The sequence below is a fragment of the Nonomuraea turcica genome, assembly GCF_030718205.1.
GTDB lineage: Bacteria > Actinomycetota > Actinomycetes > Streptosporangiales > Streptosporangiaceae > Nonomuraea.
Map to the genome: position 1 here is coordinate 1 of NZ_JAUZQF010000045.1, position 20446 is coordinate 20446.

The 20446-nt window shown below is 67.3% G+C and carries 25 protein-coding genes; 10 read left to right on the top strand and 15 right to left on the bottom strand.

The genetic code is table 11. The features are described from left to right. Positions 1-53: 53 nt before the first annotated feature. Positions 54-245, bottom strand: a complete 192-nt coding sequence (locus Q9G87_RS56690) for a cytochrome d ubiquinol oxidase subunit II (protein WP_305925004.1) — start codon at positions 243-245, stop codon at positions 54-56. Between the two features lie 13 nt (positions 246-258). Further along, positions 259-1527: a cytochrome ubiquinol oxidase subunit I gene (locus Q9G87_RS56695; RefSeq protein WP_305925005.1), complete on the bottom strand. Its 1269-nt coding sequence runs from the start codon at positions 1525-1527 to the stop codon at positions 259-261. Between the two features lie 274 nt (positions 1528-1801). On the opposite strand from Q9G87_RS56695, the gene Q9G87_RS56700 reads away from it, so the two are divergent. Further along, positions 1802-2242 (top strand): YybH family protein, encoded by a 441-nt coding sequence (locus Q9G87_RS56700; protein ID WP_305925006.1) that lies wholly within the window; start codon positions 1802-1804, stop codon positions 2240-2242. Positions 2243-2295: 53 nt separating this feature from the next. Continuing rightward, the gene (locus Q9G87_RS56705; RefSeq protein WP_305925007.1) at positions 2296-2859 is read left to right on the top strand and encodes a YceI family protein; all 564 of its coding nucleotides are present in this window, start codon (positions 2296-2298) and stop codon (positions 2857-2859) included. A 359-nt stretch (positions 2860-3218) separates the two neighbouring features. Here the strand turns inward: Q9G87_RS56705 and Q9G87_RS56710 are convergent, their stop codons facing one another. Then, entirely contained in the window at positions 3219-4115 is an 897-nt protein-coding gene (locus tag Q9G87_RS56710; protein ID WP_305925008.1) for a LysR family transcriptional regulator, read from the bottom strand. A 260-nt stretch (positions 4116-4375) separates the two neighbouring features. Between Q9G87_RS56710 and Q9G87_RS56715 the strand changes: the two genes are divergently transcribed. Then, a complete protein-coding gene (locus Q9G87_RS56715; RefSeq protein ID WP_305925009.1) occupies positions 4376-5905 on the top strand; it encodes an N-acyl homoserine lactonase family protein in 1530 nt (509 codons plus the stop codon). Beyond that, entirely contained in the window at positions 5902-6558 is a 657-nt protein-coding gene (locus Q9G87_RS56720; RefSeq protein ID WP_305925010.1) for a TetR/AcrR family transcriptional regulator, read from the top strand. Before Q9G87_RS56715 ends, Q9G87_RS56720 begins: the two co-directional genes overlap by 4 nt. A 322-nt stretch (positions 6559-6880) precedes the next feature. Here Q9G87_RS56720 and Q9G87_RS56725 read toward each other — a convergent pair whose 3' ends face one another. Further along, a complete protein-coding gene (locus Q9G87_RS56725; RefSeq protein WP_305925011.1) occupies positions 6881-7294 on the bottom strand; it encodes a hypothetical protein in 414 nt (137 codons plus the stop codon). A 280-nt stretch (positions 7295-7574) separates the two neighbouring features. On the opposite strand from Q9G87_RS56725, the gene Q9G87_RS56730 reads away from it, so the two are divergent. Next, positions 7575-8507, top strand: coding sequence for a GNAT family N-acetyltransferase (locus tag Q9G87_RS56730; RefSeq protein WP_305925012.1), 933 nt, complete (start codon positions 7575-7577; stop codon positions 8505-8507). On the opposite strand, the gene Q9G87_RS56735 is transcribed toward Q9G87_RS56730, so the two are convergent. After that, positions 8504-9283: an NAD(P)H-dependent oxidoreductase gene (locus Q9G87_RS56735; RefSeq protein WP_305925013.1), complete on the bottom strand. Its 780-nt coding sequence runs from the start codon at positions 9281-9283 to the stop codon at positions 8504-8506. The genes Q9G87_RS56730 and Q9G87_RS56735 overlap by 4 nt on opposite strands. A gap of 138 nt (positions 9284-9421) precedes the next feature. Here Q9G87_RS56735 and Q9G87_RS56740 point away from each other — a divergent pair, with 138 nt between their 5' ends. Continuing rightward, positions 9422-10267, top strand: a complete 846-nt coding sequence (locus Q9G87_RS56740) for a helix-turn-helix transcriptional regulator (RefSeq protein WP_305925014.1) — start codon at positions 9422-9424, stop codon at positions 10265-10267. A gap of 53 nt (positions 10268-10320) precedes the next feature. Here the strand turns inward: Q9G87_RS56740 and Q9G87_RS56745 are convergent, their stop codons facing one another. Continuing rightward, complete coding sequence (locus Q9G87_RS56745) at positions 10321-11181, bottom strand: NAD(P)-dependent oxidoreductase (protein WP_305925015.1); 861 nt, start codon at positions 11179-11181, stop codon at positions 10321-10323. Positions 11182-11274: 93 nt separating this feature from the next. Here Q9G87_RS56745 and Q9G87_RS56750 point away from each other — a divergent pair, with 93 nt between their 5' ends. After that, the gene (locus tag Q9G87_RS56750; protein ID WP_305925016.1) at positions 11275-11856 is read left to right on the top strand and encodes a TetR/AcrR family transcriptional regulator; all 582 of its coding nucleotides are present in this window, start codon (positions 11275-11277) and stop codon (positions 11854-11856) included. Positions 11857-11949: 93 nt separating this feature from the next. Here Q9G87_RS56750 and Q9G87_RS56755 read toward each other — a convergent pair whose 3' ends face one another. Then, a complete protein-coding gene (locus Q9G87_RS56755) occupies positions 11950-12831 on the bottom strand; it encodes an NAD(P)-dependent oxidoreductase (protein WP_305925017.1) in 882 nt (293 codons plus the stop codon). A gap of 158 nt (positions 12832-12989) precedes the next feature. Between Q9G87_RS56755 and Q9G87_RS56760 the strand changes: the two genes are divergently transcribed. Continuing rightward, positions 12990-13328 carry a winged helix-turn-helix transcriptional regulator gene (locus tag Q9G87_RS56760; RefSeq protein WP_305925018.1) on the top strand — a complete coding sequence of 113 codons (339 nt, stop codon included), beginning with the start codon at positions 12990-12992 and terminating at the stop codon, positions 13326-13328. A 114-nt stretch (positions 13329-13442) separates the two neighbouring features. Here the strand turns inward: Q9G87_RS56760 and Q9G87_RS56765 are convergent, their stop codons facing one another. From Q9G87_RS56765 to Q9G87_RS56780, 4 genes are all read right to left on the bottom strand, one after another. Beyond that, complete coding sequence (locus Q9G87_RS56765) at positions 13443-14324, bottom strand: NmrA/HSCARG family protein (protein WP_305925019.1); 882 nt, start codon at positions 14322-14324, stop codon at positions 13443-13445. A 512-nt stretch (positions 14325-14836) separates the two neighbouring features. Continuing rightward, positions 14837-15163, bottom strand: a complete 327-nt coding sequence (locus tag Q9G87_RS56770; RefSeq protein WP_305925020.1) for a DUF1048 domain-containing protein — start codon at positions 15161-15163, stop codon at positions 14837-14839. 1 nt (position 15164) lies between these two features. Beyond that, a complete protein-coding gene (locus tag Q9G87_RS56775) occupies positions 15165-15521 on the bottom strand; it encodes a DUF1048 domain-containing protein (protein ID WP_305925021.1) in 357 nt (118 codons plus the stop codon). After that, positions 15518-15844 (bottom strand): PadR family transcriptional regulator, encoded by a 327-nt coding sequence (locus Q9G87_RS56780; protein ID WP_184758742.1) that lies wholly within the window; start codon positions 15842-15844, stop codon positions 15518-15520. The genes Q9G87_RS56775 and Q9G87_RS56780 overlap by 4 nt, the downstream gene beginning before the upstream one ends. Positions 15845-16226: 382 nt before the next feature. Between Q9G87_RS56780 and Q9G87_RS56785 the strand changes: the two genes are divergently transcribed. Next, positions 16227-16487, top strand: a complete 261-nt coding sequence (locus tag Q9G87_RS56785; protein ID WP_305925022.1) for a hypothetical protein — start codon at positions 16227-16229, stop codon at positions 16485-16487. A 337-nt stretch (positions 16488-16824) separates the two neighbouring features. Here the strand turns inward: Q9G87_RS56785 and Q9G87_RS56790 are convergent, their stop codons facing one another. The 3 genes from Q9G87_RS56790 to Q9G87_RS61175 form a co-directional block, all read right to left on the bottom strand. Beyond that, complete coding sequence (locus tag Q9G87_RS56790) at positions 16825-17208, bottom strand: NAD(P)H-binding protein (protein ID WP_305925023.1); 384 nt, start codon at positions 17206-17208, stop codon at positions 16825-16827. 46 nt (positions 17209-17254) lie between these two features. Beyond that, complete coding sequence (locus Q9G87_RS56795; RefSeq protein WP_305925024.1) at positions 17255-17728, bottom strand: VOC family protein; 474 nt, start codon at positions 17726-17728, stop codon at positions 17255-17257. A 200-nt stretch (positions 17729-17928) separates the two neighbouring features. Then, entirely contained in the window at positions 17929-18060 is a 132-nt protein-coding gene (locus Q9G87_RS61175) for a CBS domain-containing protein (protein WP_371825992.1), read from the bottom strand. Positions 18061-18813: 753 nt separating this feature from the next. Here Q9G87_RS61175 and Q9G87_RS56800 point away from each other — a divergent pair. After that, on the top strand, positions 18814-20061 hold the full coding sequence (locus tag Q9G87_RS56800; protein ID WP_305925025.1) for a vanadium-dependent haloperoxidase: 1248 nt from the start codon (positions 18814-18816) through the stop codon (positions 20059-20061). 213 nt (positions 20062-20274) lie between these two features. On the opposite strand, the gene Q9G87_RS56805 is transcribed toward Q9G87_RS56800, so the two are convergent. Beyond that, a complete protein-coding gene (locus tag Q9G87_RS56805; RefSeq protein WP_305925026.1) occupies positions 20275-20439 on the bottom strand; it encodes a hypothetical protein in 165 nt (54 codons plus the stop codon). Between the last annotated feature and the right edge of the window lie 7 nt (positions 20440-20446).

Here is a 20446-nt window from a genome sequence, read left to right on the forward strand (position 1 = left end):
CTACGCTGGCCACGAGGTCTCCGGTACTTGGCTCTTCTTGGTCGTTGAACCAACTACCGGAGGCCTCGTCGTTTATCGATGACCGCCACGCCGCAAGCCCTCAAAGACCCTTTTGAAACACGGCCTAGAGCCGCGTCGCGGTCTTTCATGAACGGGTGCAGCAGCTGCACGCCGAGGTCGTAGCCGCCCAGCACGAAGTACCCGGAAAGTAGCAGCCCGAGCAGGGCCAGCCAGAATGTCTGCATGGTCGTCTCGCTCTCAGAAGGCCGGAACCGTTTGCTTGTCTTCGGCCGGCGGCTGCGGCGCGCCGAGCTGGGTGGCGTCCGGGCCGCGTCTGGCCAGGCGGGTAATGAGCGTCCAGTTCGTCACCGCCAGCGCCACGAAGATGACGATGAAGGTCGCGCACGAGATGGCCAGCGCAGCCGTACTGACGTGGGACAGGGCGTCGGCGACCTTCAGCTCGCCGTAGACCAGCCACGGCTGGCGGCCCACCTCGCGGAAGACCCAGCCGCCCACCGAGGCGATGAACGGGAAGGGGATCATCGCGGTCATCAGCCAGGCCAGGGGGCGCCAGCGCACCAGCCAGTCCTTCCACAGCAGGATGACGGCGATCAGGGTGATGGTAGAGATGGTGTTGCCGATGATCGTCATGGCGTCCATCGAGACGCGCAGCCATTCGCCCGGAAGCGTGTAGTCGCCCGGTCCGTACTGCTGGAGGAGCCGGGCCTGCACCTGGGCGACGCCGCTGTCGTCCATGGCGGCGATTTTCATCGGCTGGGTACGGCGCAGCAGGGGGAACTGCATGTCGCCGACGATGATGACGAAGAAGGAGGCCGGCATGGCCACCCACACCCCCAGGCGGAGCGAGCCGCGAAACAGGTCGGTCTCCTTGGTGGCGCGGGCGAAGTGGTAGGCGCTGACGCCGGCGACGAACACACCGCCGGTCGTCAGCGCGGCCAGGGTGACGTGGGCCAGCGCGATCAGCGCGCTCGGGTTGGTCAGCAGCGCGGCGAAGTCGGTGAGATAGGCGGCTCCGTCGCGTACTTGGTAGCCGACCGGGTGTTGCATGAAGCCGTTGGCGACGAGGATCCAGTAGCCGGAGGCGTAGGCGGTCAGGGCCACCAGCCAGATCAGCGTGACGTGCACGCCGCGGCGCAGCCGCCCCCATCCGAAGATCCACATGCCGAGGAAGGTGGATTCGGCGAAGAAGGCGATGAGGGTTTCCAGGGCTAGCGGGGCGCCGAACACGTTGCCGGCGAACTTGCTGAGCCCGCTCCAGCTGAGCCCGAACTGGAACTCCATGACGATGCCGGTGGCGATGCCGACGGCGTAGTTGATGAGGTAGAGCTGGCCCCAGAAGCGCGTCATGCGCTCCCATACGGCCGCTTTGGCCAGATCTCGGGTGAACGCGGCCCTGGTGTGCATGATCGCCACGATGGGGACCAGGCCCATCGTGAGGATCACGAACAGCCAGTGGATGCCGGTGGTGGCCGCGAACTGGAGTCGGGCCAGATCCGCAGCGCTCATGGTGCGACCTTCCTGGTGCAGTGGCGTGGTGTGGGGGCCATTGCGACCGTAGAGGACAGGCGCTTATGCCTTCCAAGACCGGTTTTGCCATGAACAGATAACCCGCAAGGCATAACCCCTCGCTGAGCGCCTCGCGGCCCGGCTGCAGCTCCATCATGCCACCCAGCGCATAACGCCATAGCAATATTAATCTTGGACAAGATAACTGCAGAGCCATAGCGTCGGAGGTGTGAGAAGCCAAGATTCCACCGCAAGGGGAAGGGCCGGGATAGCGATGCCCACGCAACGCGAGGTAGATGAAGCCAAGATCCGCCAGCTGGTCGACAAGATCGTCGAAGGGCTCCAAAGCAAGGATCTCGAGGGTCTGAAGCGGCTTTACGCAACGGACATCGTGTCCTTCGACGTCGAGCCGCCGCTCCAGCATGTGGGGATCGAGGCGAAGCTCAAGAACTGGGCGCCCGTGTTCACGTTCTTCGAGCGTGTGACTTATGAGGTTCGCGACCTGACGCTCACCGTGGGCGATGACGTGGCGTTCGGGCACGCATTCGCTCGGCTCAGCGGCACGCTGAAGAACGGGACGGCGACGCGCGGTATGTGGGTCAGGGTCACGTACTGCCTCCAGAAGATCGACGGCACATGGTTGATCGTGCACGACCAGGTCTCGGTGCCGCTCGACATCTCCAGCGGCAAAGGCGTTGTCGACCTCGAGCCCTGATCCCGCCACCCCACTCCCGCCTGCGCCACGGCACCCCATCCATGGAGGAAGCCATGACCCCCGTCCCCGCGACCCTCGAGATCCCGGGCTATCTGGTCGGCACCTGGAAAGCCGACCCGGTGCACTCCGAAATCGCCTTCACTGTCCGTCATCTCATGATCAGCAAGACGCGTGGCCGGTTCACCGGCTACGACGTCACGATCGTCACGAGCCAGGACCTGCTGGGCTCGTCGGTGGCCGCGACGATCGACCTCGCGTCCATCAACACCGGCAGCGAAATACGTGACAACCACCTTCGCACCGCCGACTATCTCGAGGTCGAGAAGTACCCGACGATGAGCTACCGCTCGACCGGCATCCGCCAGACCGGCGACGGTTGGGTCATCGACGGTGAGCTGACGTTGCACGGCGTCACGCGGCAGGTACCGCTGGCCGTCGAGGTGAACGGGTTCGGCTCAGACCAGTGGGGTGCACAGCGGGCCGGCTTCTCCGCGACCGCGGAGATCAACCGGCACGACTTCGGCATTGACATCAGTACCCCGATGGAGGCCGGTGGCGTCGTGGTCGGTGACAAGGTGGCGATCAGCCTCGAGCTCCAGGCCGTTCTCCAGAAGTGACCCGGCCCGGACGGGCGGCCCGCAAGGCCCCATCCACCGATGGTGTGGTGTCCCGATTCCGCGATTTGACCGAGCGGGATCGGGACACCGCCACTCTGGTCCAGCGCCTCGTCGAGCTCAGGAGGATTGCCATGACCTCGTCCCAACCGAGATGCTCCTGAGGTCACCGTCGATCAGGCGATGGCCGCGCTGATCACACTCGGCGCGGCGCCGGTGGGCAATGACGAGCTCGCCGTCGTCGTGCGCCTCAACGCGCTGGTGCATGGCCTGGCCATCCGCGAGAAGTCCTGCGGACGCCACACGCTGCTCTCTCGGCTGCGAGCCCGTAAGCGGCTACCGACGGCGCATGAAGCGCATCCTCAGCGCTTCTCCTGCGGTTCGCCGGTGATCCAGTTCCAGTTGGCGATCGTGGTGCGCATCAGGCGGGCGGCGGTGGATGGGTGGCTGCCGGCGCCCCAGTACAGGGTGACCGCGCGTCGGCAGTCAGAGCTGTCGACGGGGATCCAGGCGCCGGGGACCCGCGTGGAGCTGCTCCGGGCGAAGGCGGGGACGAGACCGATGCCGAGCCCCGCACTGATCAGGGCCGCGATGGCGCTGGGCTCGTCGACCTCGCAGACGATCTTCGGGGTATGGTCGCGTGCGGCGAAGAGCCGGTCCAGGAGGCGGCGTTGCCAGTGCCCTTTGCGGGCGCTGACGAAGGGCTGGCCGGTGAGCTCGTCGATGCTCACTGACGTACGGCTGGCCAGCGGGTGGTCGAGCGGCGTGGCTACACCGACCGCCTCATCGAGCAGTTGGACCGCCTCCAGGCCCTCAGCGGGGATCGGCTGGGAGGCAACGCACAGGTCGACGTCCTGGGCCCGCAGATGACGGCCCATGTCCTCGGCCGCCATCCAGCGGAGTTCGATCTCGATGGTCGGGTGAGCTCGTTTGAAGGCCGCCAGCGGCCCGGTGAGCGTGAGGAAGGTCTCCGACGCAAGTCGTACGGTGCCCACACCCTCGCTGACGGCCTCGGCGACGGCTCGCCGCCCCGCATCCAGCTCACCCAGGGAGCGTTCGACGTAATCGCGGAAGAGCTTGCCCGCGTCATTCAGCCGCAGCCGGCCGCTCCGGTCGAACAGCGGTGTGCGCAGCTCGCTCTCCAGCCGGGCAATGGTACGGCTCAGCGACGGCTGGGCGACGCGAAGCTCCTCGGCCGCGCCGCTGAGGTGTTCCAGCCGCGCCACCACCAGGAACTGCCTGAGCGAGTTCAACTCCATCACGCCTCCAGACACATAGCACTAGAGCGATATTAACCTTAGTCAAGATAACCTGTGAGCCATAGTGTCTGGATCTGTTCGCACATCGAGTGAGGAGAGCAGGACGGAGAGCTGGAGCGCGCCGTAGGCGGCCGCCATGGTGTCGGCGCTGAACACGACGGTGCACCCGCTTCGGTGTTCCGGTACTGCGGCGCGAGATGATCGCGACTTGCCCTATTATGCAAACGCATCCGTATGCGTTTACGAAATGAGGTGGCCGGATGCCGAAGATCCTGGGCAAGATCGGGTTACTCGTCACCGCCCTCGCGGTCGGCGCCGTCTGGCTGGTCGTCCTGCGGTTGAAGGACGTGTCGGCGCCGCTGCTGGCGGCCTATGGGTTGCTGCTGGCCGCACTGGTGGCTGGGCTGCTGTGGCCGGGCGTGCTCGGCCGGCTGTCCACGCGACGCCGGGTGCTGGCGGTCCTCGGGGTTCCGGCCGGACTGGCCACGCTGGGGCTCTACCTGGCGGTCGTCTACTACGTCACGGACCTGCCGGTGCTGCTCGCCCTGGCCGCTACGGGAAGCCTGGCCTGGGCGGCGGCCGCCCTCCTGCGCGGGCGCCGGGCAGCGGTCGGCCGGGGAGCCCGGCAGACCAGGCGCGCCTTCCTGGCGGGCGGTGCCGGGCTACTGCTGGGTGTGCTGAGCGGGCTGTCGGTCGGCTGGGCGGAACGGCGGCGCCGCGAGGTGTTGGCGCAGGGCGAGCAGGAGCGGCAGGCGGCCGCGCAGGCCCCGGGCGCGCGGCGGCGGATCGCCGACGGCGCCGTCCGGGTGTTCCCGATCCACACCGGCGACACCGTCGTTACCTACGGCCAGTTTTACGGCGGTCTGGACGGCTGGGAGGGGCCGAACGGCTACCTGCGCACCCTGCTGGACAAGGCGCAGATCGCGGTGCCGGTCTACGCCTACCTCATCGACCACCCCCGGCACGGCCTCCTGCTGGTCGACACCGGCGTCAACTGGGAACAGGCCCACGATCACGACGGCTACTACGACCACAATTACCTGGTCTCGCGCCTGCTGACCCAGCGCGACGAATACCGGATGACCCCCGAGCAGGACCTGCGGGTCCGCCTGGCCCGGCTCGGCTACGACGCCAAGGAGATCACCACCGTGTTCCTCACCCACGTCCACGACGACCACGCGGGAGGGCTGCGCCACCTGCCCCAGGCGACGGTGGTGATGGACCGCCGCGATTGGGAGCACGGCACGCTCTACCCGTACTCCTTCGACCTGGTCAAGGACCACCTCTCCTTTCCCGCCTTCGACTCCGGCGCCTTCGGCGCCTTCCCCGGCAGCCAGGACTACTTCGGCGACGGCAGCCTGATCCTGCTGCCCACGCCCGGCCACTCGCCCGGCCACATGTGCGTGCTGCTGCGCCTGGGCACGGGCAGCGTGCTGTTCATGGGCGACACCCTCTACACGCTCCCCCACCTGGCCACAGGCCAGGTCCGCCAGATGACCATCGGCGGCGCCGACACGATCCACCAGATCGAGGCGGCCCGGCGTATCCAGCACCTGCTGGCCTCCGACCCCGGCACCGTGCCGCTGTTCGCCCACGACAACACCCGCTACCAGTCCGGCTCGGTCTCCTCCGCGTTCTCCACCGGGGCGCCCGGCAAGGAGGGGCTACAGGAGCTGCGCGCGCATATGGAGGCCGTCCTCACCTCCGACTGGCGGCTGCGGCCCGGGCACTCTCCCCGCTTCGTTCCGCCGGCGCCCGGCACGGGACTGGGACGGGTGGAATTCCGATGACCAACGGCCGGCGTACCCGGGGCAGGCCGCGCGACCCCGAGGCCGACGACGCGATCATGAGGGCGGCGCTGGAGCTGTTCGTGGAGCGCGGCCTGGAGGGCGCCAACATCGAGCAGATCGCCAAGCGCGCCGGCGTGGCCAAGGTGACCGTCTACCGGCGCTGGTCGTCGAAGGAGGAACTGCTCATCCAGGCGATCGAGCGGGCCCGCACCCTCACCCCCGAGAACGACATCTGGGCCACCACCGACACCGCGGCACCGCCGGTCAACGAACGACTCGTGGACTCCTGGGCGCACACCCTCGGCGACGCCCGCTTTCGGGCGATCCTCGCCCAGCTCATCGGCTCGAGCGTCACCCAGCCGTCGCTGCTGGCCACCTACCGCGAACAGTACATCCAGCCCCGCCGCCGCCTGATCCACGCCGCGCTGGAACGCGCCCGTCGCGACGGCCAGCTGGCCGCCGACGCCGACCTCGACACCGTGATCGACATGGTCGTGGGCGCGGCGATGTACCGCATGCTCATCGACCCGGACGCATCGGCCGACCCCGCCGCCACCCGCCAGTACCTGGAGGCTGTCCTCCAGCAGGCCGACCGGCTGCTGCGGCTCCCCGACTTGCCCCATCAACAGGAAGAAGGGCCGGCACCAGCGTGATCGGACACATCGACGTCCAGCAGCACATGATCCCCGCCGGCTACGCGCGACGGGTCCTCGACCGCGAAGCGATCGTCGGGGCTGTCAGATGACCAGCGATAGGTCGACGCGTGGCGTCATCAGGACTCCATGTGGGACTCGAACCACTGCAGCATCGGCTGGGGGCGCCGCCGGAACGCGGGACCCGGACACCCTTCGCCCACTGCTGTGGCTGCCGCGCCGCGAACGGGATGCCGGTACGCAACACCACACGCCTTTCCAGCGCGCCGATGCGGTCGGCAGGCACGCCCGGCCCGTCAGCGACGGGGCCGCAGATTTCTGGTCACGAGAGTGCTCCGATGATCTTGTCCTGAGTGATGGGCAGGTCGCGGATCCGTTCCCCTAGGGCGTGGTAGACGGCGTTGCCGATCGCAGCGGTCAGCCCTGTCGAGGGAACCTCGCCGAAACCGCGGGCGCCCAGCGCGTCGCTGGAGGGATCGGGACGGTCGATGAAGCTGAAGTCCATGTCGGGCACGTCGGCGTTGACCGGGATGAGGTACGTGGACAGGCTCGGCGTGACGATACGGCCCAGATGCGGATCGACCAGGGCGTGCTCGGTGAGCGTGAGCCCGATGCACCAGATCGTCCCGCGCCGGACGGCCCGCTCGTCGAGGCTCCTGAGGAGAAGTTCGAACTCATCGCGGCCGGACAGGCCGTGGCCATCGTCTCGGCCGGGCTGCGCGCCGAGACCCTCCACCCCGACATCATCGGCATCCCCTTGGAGGGAGTGGAGCCGAGCCAGGTCGCCCTCGCCACTCGCGCAGGCGATGACAACCACCTGCTCACGCCCTTCCTCAAGGCCGCCCGAACCCACCTCACGGGCGGTTAACCGCCATCAGGGCGTCAGACCCAACGGCGACTCCAGCCCGGTCGCCGGCTCAGTGCGGCGACCCGGCGCCGACGAGACGGCCTTGGATGCACGGAGCCCTCCCGTGGCCACGGCTCAGATGATGCCAAAGGCTCGCTAGTTTATTCGGGTGATCTCCTATCGCCCCACGGCCCCCGCCGACCTCGACCGCGTGACCGCGTGGATCGTGACCGAGCCCGTCGGCTGGATCCCCGCCGAGCGTTACCTCGCAGATCTGGCCGAGGACATGTACCGGCCGGAATGGACCTGGATCGCCGAGGTTGACGACCGGGTCGTGGGACGGGCGCTGTGGTGGGGGCCGAGGGACAGCGTGCACCCGGTCGCGCTCGACTGCCTCGACGTGGATCCCGCAGTGGGTGACCGCGCCGCCATCGCCGCCGAACTGATCAGGGCCGCGCTGGCCGGATTCCCGCAGCCGGTGCAGTACGCGATCAAGGCGGCCGGCGGCTGGCGCGACGATCCGGCCATCTCGGTGGCCGTGGAATGGCGGCGGGCGGCAGCACACGCGGCCGGCCTCACCCGGGAAGTGGAGCGGCTGCAGTTCGAGTGGGCACCCGCCGACGGGGTGCCCCCGGCGACCGGTGTGCTGCGGTTCGCCGAGGCCTCCGACGAGGAGTTCTTGGCGGTGTTCACGAGAATCGCCGAGGGCAGCCTGGACGCCCAGACCCGGGCGAACCTGGCGGCCAAGGGCGTGGACGCGACCGCGCGCGAAGAGATGGACTTCTATCTCAGGGCGCCGGGCAAGCGGGAGTGGTGGCGGATCGCCTACACGCACGAGGGTGAGGTGGCGGGCATGGCGATCCCCTCGGCGACGCCGTACAACGTGAACGTCGGGTATCTCGGGGTGGTCCCGGAGTTCCGGGGGCGCGGCTACGTGGACGAGGTGCTCGCCGAGATCACCCGCATCCACGCAGCCAACGGAGAGTCGCGCGTCACCGCCACCACCGACGTGGGCAACGCGCCGATGGCGGCCGCGTTCGGGCGCGCCGGATACCGCAACACGGAGATCCGGATCAACCTCTCCAACGACCTCCGGCCCTAAGGCCGCACGTGCAGCCCGAATCCCGAGCGGCCCGCGGGCTCCAGCCCCTCCTTCAGGTGCAGCGACGGGATCTCGTAGTCGCCGAAGTTCTGCCGCCGGAACGCGATCGGCTCGGTCGACTCCAAGGTCAGCAGCCGCTGCTCCCAGGCCTTGGCGATGTCCGGGAAGTCCTCGTCGGTGGTCCGGTCCGTGCCGTACAGCACGAACGGCGGCAGCACCTCGATCCCCGGGTAGTAAAGGATCCCGTGGTGGATCGGGAACAGCAGGTCGTCGATCGGGCCGTTGATCCCGCGCCCAGCGTAGTGCGACTCCGGACCGCCGGCGGTCACCGACAGCAGCGCCCGCCTGCCCACGAGGGTCCCCTCACCGAAACGCTCCCCGTACTTGACGTCGCTGTGCTCGCCGACACCGTACGCGAAGTTGTACGTGAAGACCCGGTCAACCCAGCCTTTGAGGATCGCCGGCATCGTGTACCACCACAGCGGGAACTGAAAGATGATCACGTCCGCCCACAGCAGCTTCTCCTGCTCGGCGCGGACGTCCGAGACGAGGGTCCCGGTGTCGAAGGCCCGCCCCGAGTCCGCGGCGACCTTCAGCGGGCTCGAAGCGGACGGGCCGAAGTCGCCGGCGTCCACGACCGCCTTCCAGCGCATCGCGTACAGGTCACTGACCCGCACGTCGTGCCCCGCCTTCTCCAGCGTGGCCACCGCCAGGTCCTTCAACGAGCCGTTGAGCGACCTCGGCTCCGGGTGGGCATAGACGATCAGCGTCTTCATGCGAACTCCTTTGGATCAGGTGCCTTCGATCCTTCACGCCCGGGCGGCCGCCGTTCAGGGGCGCTACTTCCGTCGGACCCGGCTTCCTGGTAACGGCAGGGCCACCTTCACCGCCGGCGCCCGCGAGATACTTGGCCGATGGACGATCTCGCGGGCTTCCTGCGCACTCGCCGCTCCCGGGTCGATCCGGCCGGGGCAGGCATCCCGGTCGACAGCCGCCGCCGGGTCCAAGGGCTGCGCCGCGAAGAGGTCGCGCACCTGTCCGGGGTCAGCGTCGATTACTACGTGCGCCTCGAGCAGGGCCGCGCCACGCAGCCCTCGGAGCAGGTACTCGACGCACTCGCGCGGGTCCTCGGGCTCGACGACACCGAACGCGGGCACCTCTACCGGCTGGCCCGGCAGCGGCGCCGGAAGGCGAAGTCGCCCACCGGGCGGCTGCGTCCGGAACTGCCGCGGGTCCTGGACCTGATCACCGACGTGCCCGCGCTCATCGTCGACCACCGCCTCGACGCCGCCGCCGGTAACCGCCTCGCCGAACTGCTGTACGGCCGCCCCATGAGAGGCCTGAACACGGCCCGGCACATCTTCCTGGAGGAGACCGAGCGCGGCCTGTACGCCGACTGGGATCAGTGCACCCGCGACGTGGTCGGGCACCTGCGCCTGGCGGCCGGCAAATACCCCGAGGATCCGCGCCTGGCCTCGTTGATAGGAGAGCTGGCGATGGGCAGCGAGCGCTTCCGGCGCCTATGGGCCCGCGCGGACGTGCGGGCGCGGACCTACGGGCGCAAGGCCTACCGGCACCCCCTGGTCGGGGAACTGGAACTGCATCAGGAGAACTTCGCGCTGCCGGATGAATCGGGTATGGAGCTGCTGGTGCTCTCGGCGGCCCCCGGCAGCCCCTCCGCGGACGCCCTGCGGCTCCTGGCCGGCCTGGACGCCGATGGTGACGTGCGTCCCACAACCGAACCACGGCTGGGTAGGTAACAGCCCCGAAACCGGCACATGCCACGTCGGCGCGGTGCACCGTTTGTGATACTTCAGCGTCGCTTCAGCACGCCGACCAAGCTCGTGAGGCTGTTCTGGCCATGGCCGGCGGTGACGCCTTGGCGAAAGATCTTCAGGACGGCGGCCGGAAGTGCGCCATCCACGCCGGACGCTTGTGTGGTGCGCAGCACGTGTTCCAGGCTCGCCACGCCCATGGAGATTCGGTCGACGTCCCCCTCGTGGTTGCCCGCAGTGATGCGTGGCGCGTAGAACTCCAGGAAATAGCGAAGGTCCATGGTCTTGACCGCGTGCGGCAGGAAATCCTCCGCCGAGATGCCATTGGCCTCCGCCACCGCCTGGCCGTGCAGATAGCCTGCCAGCGCTGTCCAGAACATGTCGATCCCGATCTGGTAGTACAGCGCCGCCAGTCCCTGGTCCTCGCCGAGGTATTCGATCCCGGTCAGCACCTCGAGGGCGGATCTGTGCGCCTCGACGGCGTCCCTGGGGCCGCTGTAGTAGGTCATGGCGTCCGGCGTACCGATGCCTGGAGGCGGCACCTGCACGCCACCGGTGATCTGCACGGCCTCGCGCTCGGCTAGCCACGCGGCCGCCTGACGTGCCCTGTCCGGGGTGTCGGAGGTGAGGTTGACCAGGGTACGTCCGCTCAGGGCGGTACGCGGGGCCTGTGCCAGGATGGCATCCATCGCGTCATAGTCGGTCAGGCTCAACACCACCAGTTCGTTGGCGGTGAGCGCCGCCTCGACGGATTCCGCTCTCTTCGCGCCCCGCGCCACCAGTACGTCTGCCCTGGCAGAAGTACGGTTCCACACGGTCACTTCGTAGCCGCTGTCGAGGTAGGCCCCGGCCATGGCCTGCCCCATGGGGCCCAACCCGATCACCGTCACAGCCTTCATCCACGATCTCCTCACGGGTAGAACGAACGCTCTATTTAGACGACACGGTAGCACACGACTAGAACGAACGCTCTACCCAGTACGATGAGAGCCATGCGAACTCAGCACGAGATCGGCACCCGCGAGCGGATCGTCCGGACGACCTCTCGCCTGATGCAGCGGCAGGGGTACGAGGCGACGGGCCTCAAGCAGATCTCCCAGGAGGCCCAGGCCACGCTGGGCTCGGTCTACCACTTCTTCCCGGGCGGGAAGCGGGAGCTGGCGGTCGAGGCGGTCCGCCATGGGGACCGAGAGTTCGCGGAATTCTTGCGCGCGGCGTTCGACCGGGAGGACGATCCGGCCGCGGCGATCGTCACCTGCACTCGAGACCTGGCGAAGGGGCTGCGCGAGTCCGGCTGGCTGGACGGCTGTCCCGTCACCACCACGGCGTTGGAGAGCGCGGGCCGGGTGCCCGAGATCCAGCAGGCCGCAGAGGACGCCTACGAAAACTGGCGCGCGCTGGTCCGCGACAAGCTCAGCCGTGCCGGATTCGCCGACGACCTGGCACACGACCTCGCCCACAGCGTGATCAACCTATTGGAGGGCGCGGAGCTGTCGGCGCAGGTGTCCCAGAGCGAGGCACCCCTGGAGATCGCCGGTCGGCACCTCGCACGGCTTATCGACTCCTACCGATGAGTTGAGCCGGTCCACGGCCGGTGCCGGGCCAGTCCGTCAGGCGTGGCCATGGTGGACGCTTCGTTCGGGCTCGGACCCGTCCGACTATGGTTGTCACGCCGGTTTTCTGAGCACCTCGGTGAGGGCCGAGATGTTGTGCTCGCCGTGGCCTGCCTCGGCCGCCCGCCTCACCAGGTCGTGCAGGGGCGTGAGCCAGGTCGTGTCGACGTTCGTCTCCTTGGCCAGGTCCGCGTCGTGGGCTGCCCCGGCCAGGAAGAGGTTCACGGAGGAGGCGGCGTTGGTGTAGTCACCGCTGTCGATCTCCTTGGCATAGATCGGCAGCAGGGACTTGATCATGTCCAGCCACTTGCCGGCGAACCGCACCATGGAGGCTGCCTCGAGCCCGCGCGCCTGGACGGCGGCGGCGCCCTGGAAGAAGCCGACGAGTGCGGGCAGCAGCATGGCGCCCACCGCCATCTCGTACAGGGCGGCGAGGTCGCTCTCGTCGCCAAGGTGGACGGTGTCGCCGCCCAGGACCTTCAGGGTCGGCTCGAACTCCTCGAAGACCGTCTTGTCGCCGCTGTAGTACAGAAGGGTGTCCGGCGCCCCGACGGCCGAGGGCACGTTCTTGACCGCCCCGGCCAGGAATCGGGCGCCATGACCGATGGCCCAGGCGGCCGTCTCGCGTGCGTCGGCGGGGGAACCGCTGTTGAGGGTGACGAGGGCCTGTCCACGCAGCGACGCGACGGCCGGCCGCAGCGCCAGCCGGGTGTCATCGAAGGTGGTCAGGCAGGTGATGACCAGCGAACTTGCCGCCACCGCGTCCTCGATGGCCTCCGCATGCTCGGCTCCCATGGCGATGAGGGGCGCGGCTTTGGCGGCGGTCCTGTTCCAGACAGTGGTCGGGTGCCCGGCCTTGGTGAAGGCCTCGGCCAGTGCCCTGCCCATCGAACCCAGCCCGATGACGGTCACCGGTGTCGCGTTCTTCCCAGTCATATACATACTCCAGCCACAGAGATAAGGAGGTGAGCGTGCTGCCTCGCAGAACCGTCCTGGTCTTGGCGCGGCGCCTGATCCATGCTGGCTGGAACACCGACATTCTCTCAAGTACCGACATTTTCGCCATGTACTGACAAAAATGTGAGTATGGGTTGATGAAGGTGACAAGGAAACGGACATTCACCTGCGGTCTCGACGCTGCCATCGCCGTCATGGGAGGCAAGTGGAAGGGACTGATCCTGTTCGCGCTCCAGGATGGTCCCTTGCGCTTCGGGGAGTTGCGGCGCGCGGTCCCCGGCGTCAGCGAGCGGGTGCTGATTCTGCAGCTGCGGGAGATGGAGGCCACCGGGCTGCTGCATCGCGAGGTGTATCACCAGGTTCCGCCGAAGGTGGAGTACTCGCTCACCGAGTTCGGTCATTCGCTCAACACCGCGATGGCGCCGCTCGGGGAGTGGGGTGAGGAGCACATCGAGCGCATCGAGGCCATCCCGTAGGACCTATGACCACACTACGATCTGCGGGCCGCTGGAAATCGTCCAAGTGTCCTTCCCGGCCTGGCGGTCCGGGGCCCCGGCCCCGGCCCCGGGCAGCGCCCGGCGTGGGCTGATCTAGCCGTCCTGTCCCGTGAGGATTCTGTCCCAGTCCACCGTCTTGGCCCATTCGGCGTAGCTGTGCCAGCGCACGGCGGGGTATCTGGCATGCAGAGTCTCGATGTCAAGGAAATCGGTGTTGTTCTCAAAGCTCTCGAACATCGTGGCCACCTCCTCGCCGGCCCACTGTCGCACCATGTCCAGCGGCAACTGCTGGTAGGGGATCTCCCTGCCGAGCACCTCGCTCAGAATCCGGGCCGCCTCCTGCCCGGAGACGCGATCGGACGCGATGTCGATCCGCTCGCCGATGAGCTCGCCGGGGTTCTCCATGGCATGGACGGCCATGCCTGCAATGTCCAGGACGCTGACCTGGTCGAGCGGCTTGCCGGGAGTCAGCGGATTGGCGAGCAGGCCGTCACCGAGCCGGCTGAAGCCGAGGTTGAGCACATTCTCCATGAAGTACACCGGGCCGAGCACCGTCGCGCGCACCGGCCGCTCACGCAAATACGCCTCGACGAGCTGTTTGCTGTCGGCGTGGTCGACGTTGGTGGCCACCAGCCGGTCGCCGCCCCGCACAGAGGAGTACACCAGGTGGACGTCGAGGCGAGCAGCGGTGTCGACGAGCAGGCGTCCCTGCGCGACCTCTTCGTCCTTCCCGCCCGCGCCGAACGGCACCGACAAGCCGAAAATCGCGTCGGCGCCCGCGCAGGCCCGCTGGAGCGCGCCGGGATCGGCGAGGTCGCCGGTGGCAAGCCGCGCCCCCTGAGCCGACAGCGCCTTCGCGGTCGGCGACTCCCCCGAGCGCACGTACGCCACCACCTCGTGACCGCGCTCCAAAAGCAGGTCGGCAACCGCGCCACCCTGTTTGCCGGTGGCGCCAACGACGACGACTTTGGTCATGACAAACATCTCCATGGTTGGGATGGGAAATAGCCAGGACATGCGGGCGCGTCCCGACCAGCCCCATCCGGCCGCGCCGCCCGCCGTCAGCGATTCTGGGACCTCAACCACAGTTGAGGTCAAGCGCCGGACAGCCTGCCCACCACCTTGACCACCACCCGTCAGGTCGACCGCCCCGTAGACCTCGCACGATCACAAACTTGACGGCACATCAAACAAGCATCCGCTGAGGAGCGAAATGTCGGCGGCTGCTCTCCGGGTCCCACGTCCTGAGCACGCCCCAGGCGCTGGGCCGGCGCGCCTCTCACCTCCCGGCCGTGGTACTGAGCGGCGCGGCCGCTCGCCGCTGACGAGCTGCCGGCGCTGTCGCGTGGTGAACGCGCCGCCTACGATGAGGCGCGCCGCGACTACCACCGCGACCTGCCGTTGGTTAACACCGCGACGATCCAGCGGCTCCGGCGGGAGACAGGCGCAACTCGGCGCGCGCAGCGGCAAGCACCGGTCGACGGGTGTTACTTCTCGGCCGTGCCGGTTTTCCCGCTGATGGACTCCTGATAGATGTCCGCGTAGGTGCGCGAGTCCTTGATCAGATCGTCACAGAAGGCAGCGACATCGTTGCCGATGAGTTCCAGGACTCCCTTGCCGGTCGCGACGCCCTCCCCGAAGAAATCGACGATTCCTGAGAGCAGGGACCCGTCAGTCAGTCCGACCGGCCCGACCTTGAAGAAGTACCTCTGAATCTCCTTGTAGACGATCTGATAGTCCGGCGGCAGCGCCTTGACCCGCGCCATGTGCGCCCGCCACTGCCTCTTGCCCTCGATGATGTCTTGGATGCCCACGTCAGCCTCCTAGCCGGCCCAATTTCCTTGCGACATTCCTGTTCAACTGCTCGCGCCACCGGTCGCGATAGCTCCGAGCCCCTTCTCCGCCGGCCAGCGCCGCGCAGAAGCCCCCGATGTCGTCACCCAGCACCTCGTGAATGCTCTGCCCATCGGACGCCGTCTCTTCGAGCAGCCCCAGAACACCGTCGAGAATCGGCATCAGGTTTCGACCTGTGAAGTCCCCGTAGAAAAAAAGATGACCCTTGATCTCTTCCCACGCCGCCCGGTAGTCGGCCGGCAATGCCTCGGCCCGAGCTTCGAACGCCTTCCATTCCCTGGTGAGATCGCTGCCTGTAATGGTCTCCCAGAAGTTCATCTCCCGCCCTCCTTGAGCTTGTCGATCCGTGATGTGACGTACTCCCATTTCGCCCAGAACGTCGCGAGTTCTTCGCGCCCCGCATCGTTGAGCGCATAGAACTTGCGCGGCGGGCCCAGCCCGGACGGTCGTTTCGTCACCTGGACGAGCCCGTTCTTCTCCAGCCGCAGCAGAATGGTGTAAACCGTCCCCTCGACGACGTCGGCGAAGCCGAGTTCGTTCAGCCGACGCGTGATGGCGTACCCGTAGGTCTCCTCGCTGCCGATGATTTCCAGCACGCAGCCCTCAAGCGTGCCCTTCAGCATCTCCGTCAGGTCGTCCATCGTGGGTCCTCTTCGATCTCCTGGTACTTTGTAGTACCGAGTACCGCTACACGGTACCACGGAGTAGTGAACCAATGCCCACCAACAACGAGCGCTTCGCATCATCGGCCCGCGACTGGATGCTCGACATCACCACCTGGCCCGGAGACGTCGATTCCTTCGTTGACGCCATGGTCTGGCTGGTCGGCCGCATGCTGGCCGACCCCAAGCACTTCCCGCAGCCATACCACCGGCGAACTGGAAAGGATCATGACCGCACGCCCGCGCAGTTCCACGAGCGTGCGCGCCCGCGAGATGAACCGCTATCGCCGCTACCGCGACCTGGTCACCTCCGGAGCACGCCATCGTGGCGCCCCGCGTTGCCCAGGTCCCCGTGAAAGCCGTGGTCAGAGACGCGACCGCCCCTTTCTCCCCGTACTTCTCGGGCCCGTCGAGGAGCATCGCGGTGGCCGCCGACGAGTCGGTGTCGTGGGTAGTGGTCGATGAAGACCTGGAGTTGCATGTCGAGGCGTGCGCATATCTGGCGGGGCTGCGCGGGGCGGGCCGGGTGTTCAACACCGAGAAGACCTATGCCGGCCGGATCGCCTTGTACTTGTCGTACTGCCGCTGGCATGGGGTGGACTGGTCGAGCCCGAGCCCCTGAAGCAGCTCCCAGCGATCAAACTAATTAACGGCCTCACCCGCGCCATAGACGAACCGACGTCGGCGGGCGACCCGCCCCCATTTTCCCGCCTGAGCGGCGTCCCGAGCAGGGACGAGGGAACTAATTAGCGATGGGCGACTAGGACGCTCTCACATAATTTCGAGAGCTCTGCCCTCTCACGGCGGCCCAAGATGTGGTTGCGTACGCCGCCCAAAGCTTTCTGCAACTAGCATTTAAGAGCGATTTTCAAATACTGGACCGCAGTATAGCGTTGAATGTTCGCCTCAAAGCCATCATCGAACAGTCCGCTCTGTCCAGTTCAGCCTCGAATCTCATTCTATGCTGCTGTCGCGCATATAACAGTAAGCCAACTGCACCGTCCTGATGCGGGCGTATTCGGTGTAGTAAACCGGGGTAACCCAACTTCCCCCCTGAATCGCACGTAGTAGTATATTACCGGATAGCTGTACGAGGGCCTGAATGCGTCGAAGTCATCCCAGAGGTACATCCGCCCCGCACCCTCCAACGCCGCCGCCACACTCTCCGGCCGGGTCAGGTCGCCGACGACGACCTCCGCGCCGAGGGCACGCAGCTCGGCCGCACGCTCGCCGTCGCGGCGGACCATCGCGCGCACCGGCACGTCCTGCGCGCGCAGTTGGTCCAGCACCGTGCGGCCCGTGCCACCGGCGCCAGCGATGAGAACAAGGTTGCTGGCAACCATCGGTCGCTCTCCTGAGTAGCTGAGTGGAGGTGTGATCAACGTGCTGTCACCGTCCGGGGGCCCGCTGCTTCACCTCCTGGAGCCCCCAGCCGTTCCCGTCCGGGTCACGGAAGGTGACGTAGGAGGCGTAGGAGGCACGGTCGGGGTGCGGGCCGGCCAGCCGCTCCTGGCCCTGGCCACGGTGGACGACCCCGTTGGCGTCATGGCCATGGTGGAGGAGCCCTCCACCATCGTGGAAGATCTCGCTCACCTCGACGCCGCGGCCGGCGAGCTCTGCACGGGCCTTTTCGATGTCGTCGACGACGAGGTACAGGCCCTGGACGGAGCCGGGGGCGGCGGAGGTGAGGCCCTTGCCGAACATGATCGAGCACTCTGAGCCAGGTGGCGTGAAGTGCACGAGCCGGAAGTCCTCACTGAAAGTTTGGTCGACGTCCAACCGGAATCCCGCAGCCTCGTAGAAGCTCTTGGCCCGATCGACGTCGGAGACGGGCAGCACGATGAATTCGAGTTTGAGGTCCATGTGGTGTCCTTCTTTCTTGACGTTGCTGAGGTGTCGTTGGCGGGATGCGGGCGCGGATGGCCAGGGCCGCCTGGTGGCTCCACTCCCCGACCTGCCGGGCGCAAGCCCAGGCGCCGACGAGCACCTGATGGTCGCGGTCGGCAAGCAGGCCCAGGGCCCCCACATCGGCCCCGCGGTCGATGAGCTCGGACCGAGCCGCGTCACGGTAGGACACCCTCAAGCTGACCGTCCCTCCGGGCCACCGGAAGCGCCTCCATATGGACATCCCGAAGCTTGCGAGCGGCGTCGAGGACTGTGTCGTCCTCGCTCACAGACCCGCTGACAGCTCTCATCAGATCGCGCGCTGTGCTTATTTCGCCTCATTTCCTGGGCGTCTTGCTTCATCCCCCGGACTCCCTCAAGCCACATCTAAAGACCTTTCATCGATATTTGGCGCGCTGTCCCTGGCCGATTCTGGGACGATCGCGATCTTGAGAAAGATCCCAGGTCGAGCGGTGGCCTGGCTTCTCGATACGGTGCCGCCGGAGTACAGGGCGTATGAGGTGCTGAAACGTCATTCCCTTGCCCTGGCTCGGATGGCCCTCCGCTACGCCAATGCGGCTGTTGAGGGAGCCAGGGCCGCTTACCGGCATGCCGCCGTCGACCTTCGCGGCCTTTCCCGGATGCTGTCGAGACGGTGCTGGCTGTCTACCGCGAGGAAGGGCCCCGCCTGGTTCGCCTGGCTCGGTCTATCGAGGTTGTGAGCCAGGCACTCCGTGGCGAGATGTTCGCCGCAACCCTGCGCGGAAACGGCAGGTCAACTCCCCCTTCTAGCGCATGTCAGCGGTACGCCTCGGACAGATCCCACCCGCTCCTGACAGGTACGCGGCGCAGCGCCCGCCGCGAAATCGATGGCCGGCTCGGTCGCAGTGTTCCCTCATCGTGCACCGCACAGCGCCCATCTCGCGGCCTGGCGCGTGTCGCGTACGAGAGAGGTCACCGCCACCCAGCGGAATCCCGCTGTTTGTTGATCTGTCTCACGGACTACCTAGACTCTTGCGCGGATTACGGGAATGTGGACTGTCATTCGTCGCCTTGGAGGGCACGTGACCAGCCGAATCACCCGACTTCCCCTACGCCTGTTATCGATCGTGCTCGGCTCGGCACTGTTCGTGTCAGCCGTAGCGGCACCCGCTCGACCCGACGCCGGTGCCGAACCAGGAACCAACACCGTGCTGGAGTGGTTCGACCAGACCAACGCGTCAGTGGCCGCCCCCACCATGATCACCAACATCCGCACGTGGGTCATCAGCTGGACCGCCGCCGGCCGCGCGATCGGCTCGCACGCAAACGGCGTCTACGCCGAGGCCGCCCTTGCCTCGGCCGTCCACGACTCGCTGGCCTCGATCGCTCCGCAACGCAAGAACGAGCTGGACGCGGCGCTGAACACCACCCTTGCCCGCCTTCCCGAAGGCCCCGCCAAGACCCGGGGCGTCGAGGCAGGCCGCGTCGCCGCCGCCAAGGTCCTGGCCGAACGGGAAGGGGACGGTCTGGACCCGGCCTCTGTCAACGAGCCGTTCACCGCGCCCCCTGCCGCTCCGGGGGTCTGGCAGCCGACGCCGCCCGCGTTCGGCCCAGCAACACAGGCCGGCCAGGGCAAGGGCAAGACCTTCCTCCTCGGCCGCTCCGATCGCTTCCGGCCCGAGCCTCCCCCATCTGTCACCTCCGCCCGGTACGCACGCGACTTCGCCGAGACCAAGGCATACGGCAGCGCCGACAGCACGGTCCGCACGCCCTGGCAGACCAACATCGCGCTGCTGTACCGGCCGGCGATCCTGTCCAGCTGGACGCAGATCCTGCGCCAGGTCCTAACCGACGGCACAAATCGCTCAATCCGCGACAGTGCCCGGCTGCTCGCGACCTTCCACGCGGTGACGGGGGATGCGTACATTGCGGTGTACGACGCCAAGTACGCCTACCTCGCCTGGCGGCCAGTCACCGCGATCCGGCAGGCCGGCACCGACGGCAATCCCCGCACCGAGCCGGACGCGAACTGGATGTCGCTTTTCCCCGCACCCGACAATCCTGAATACCCCAGCGGCCACAACGGCTACGCCGGCGCGGCGGCCGCTGTCATGACCCGGCTGCTCGGGCCTGCTCCGGCCCGGCCGGTGACGCTTGCTTCACCCGACGCGCCAGGATTCGTCCGCACCTACACCTCCTGGGCGCAGACCGCCGAGGACGTGATCAACACCCGCGTCTGGTCCGGCCTCCATTTCCGGACCTCCGACGAGGCAGGCATCCGGCTGGGCGAGCAGATCGCCCAGTACGATCTGGCACGCCTGAACTGGTAGCACCCAGCTCATAGACCGAGACATAGACGGTGGACTTGGCCGGCCACGCTGATAGGCGTGGAGTCGCCTTTGGACATCACACCGTCGGTGCGCGGATCAGAAAAACTCCGCGGTGACCATCGCGCTCCGCCTTCGCGATCGCGATGGTCACCGCGTTCGCCATGGTGTCCGCGCGGATCATCGGCAGGCAGGCCTGGACCCGGACCGTGGATGTCAGGAGTTGCGCGGGGCGACCAGGCCGGATTCGTGGGCGAGGACGACGAGTTGAGCGCGGTCGGCACGCGTCGGCAGTCGGGAGAGGCTGAGCTGTTGCCCGAGTTCGCGGTTGACGCCGAACGCCGCCTGGTGCAGGTAGAACCCTTTCAGACACGCCGCCATCGTGGTC

Bases quoted from the DNA above. Each gene is read 5' to 3' on its own strand.
- Q9G87_RS56745 (WP_305925015.1), bottom strand. From the start codon at position 11,181: ATGAAGGCTGTGACGGTGATCGGGTTGGGCCCCATGGGGCAGGCCATG.
- Q9G87_RS56735 (WP_305925013.1), bottom strand. From the start codon at position 9,283: ATGAAGACGCTGATCGTCTATGCCCACCCGGAGCCGAGGTCGCTCAAC.
- Q9G87_RS56755 (WP_305925017.1), bottom strand. From the start codon at position 12,831: ATGACTGGGAAGAACGCGACACCGGTGACCGTCATCGGGCTGGGTTCG.
- Q9G87_RS56740 (WP_305925014.1), top strand. From the start codon at position 9,422: ATGGACGATCTCGCGGGCTTCCTGCGCACTCGCCGCTCCCGGGTCGAT.
- Q9G87_RS61175 (WP_371825992.1), bottom strand. From the start codon at position 18,060: ATGAGAGCTGTCAGCGGGTCTGTGAGCGAGGACGACACAGTCCTCGAC.
- Q9G87_RS56790 (WP_305925023.1), bottom strand. From the start codon at position 17,208: ATGGTTGCCAGCAACCTTGTTCTCATCGCTGGCGCCGGTGGCACGGGC.
- Q9G87_RS56705 (WP_305925007.1), top strand. From the start codon at position 2,296: ATGACCCCCGTCCCCGCGACCCTCGAGATCCCGGGCTATCTGGTCGGC.
- Q9G87_RS56780 (WP_184758742.1), bottom strand. From the start codon at position 15,844: ATGGACGACCTGACGGAGATGCTGAAGGGCACGCTTGAGGGCTGCGTG.
- Q9G87_RS56760 (WP_305925018.1), top strand. From the start codon at position 12,990: ATGAAGGTGACAAGGAAACGGACATTCACCTGCGGTCTCGACGCTGCC.
- Q9G87_RS56750 (WP_305925016.1), top strand. From the start codon at position 11,275: ATGCGAACTCAGCACGAGATCGGCACCCGCGAGCGGATCGTCCGGACG.
- Q9G87_RS56715 (WP_305925009.1), top strand. From the start codon at position 4,376: ATGCCGAAGATCCTGGGCAAGATCGGGTTACTCGTCACCGCCCTCGCG.
- Q9G87_RS56805 (WP_305925026.1), bottom strand. From the start codon at position 20,439: ATGGCGGCGTGTCTGAAAGGGTTCTACCTGCACCAGGCGGCGTTCGGC.
- Q9G87_RS56775 (WP_305925021.1), bottom strand. From the start codon at position 15,521: ATGAACTTCTGGGAGACCATTACAGGCAGCGATCTCACCAGGGAATGG.
- Q9G87_RS56720 (WP_305925010.1), top strand. From the start codon at position 5,902: ATGACCAACGGCCGGCGTACCCGGGGCAGGCCGCGCGACCCCGAGGCC.
- Q9G87_RS56795 (WP_305925024.1), bottom strand. From the start codon at position 17,728: ATGGACCTCAAACTCGAATTCATCGTGCTGCCCGTCTCCGACGTCGAT.
- Q9G87_RS56700 (WP_305925006.1), top strand. From the start codon at position 1,802: ATGCCCACGCAACGCGAGGTAGATGAAGCCAAGATCCGCCAGCTGGTC.
- Q9G87_RS56695 (WP_305925005.1), bottom strand. From the start codon at position 1,527: ATGAGCGCTGCGGATCTGGCCCGACTCCAGTTCGCGGCCACCACCGGC.
- Q9G87_RS56710 (WP_305925008.1), bottom strand. From the start codon at position 4,115: ATGGAGTTGAACTCGCTCAGGCAGTTCCTGGTGGTGGCGCGGCTGGAA.
- Q9G87_RS56690 (WP_305925004.1), bottom strand. From the start codon at position 245: ATGCAGACATTCTGGCTGGCCCTGCTCGGGCTGCTACTTTCCGGGTAC.
- Q9G87_RS56765 (WP_305925019.1), bottom strand. From the start codon at position 14,324: ATGACCAAAGTCGTCGTCGTTGGCGCCACCGGCAAACAGGGTGGCGCG.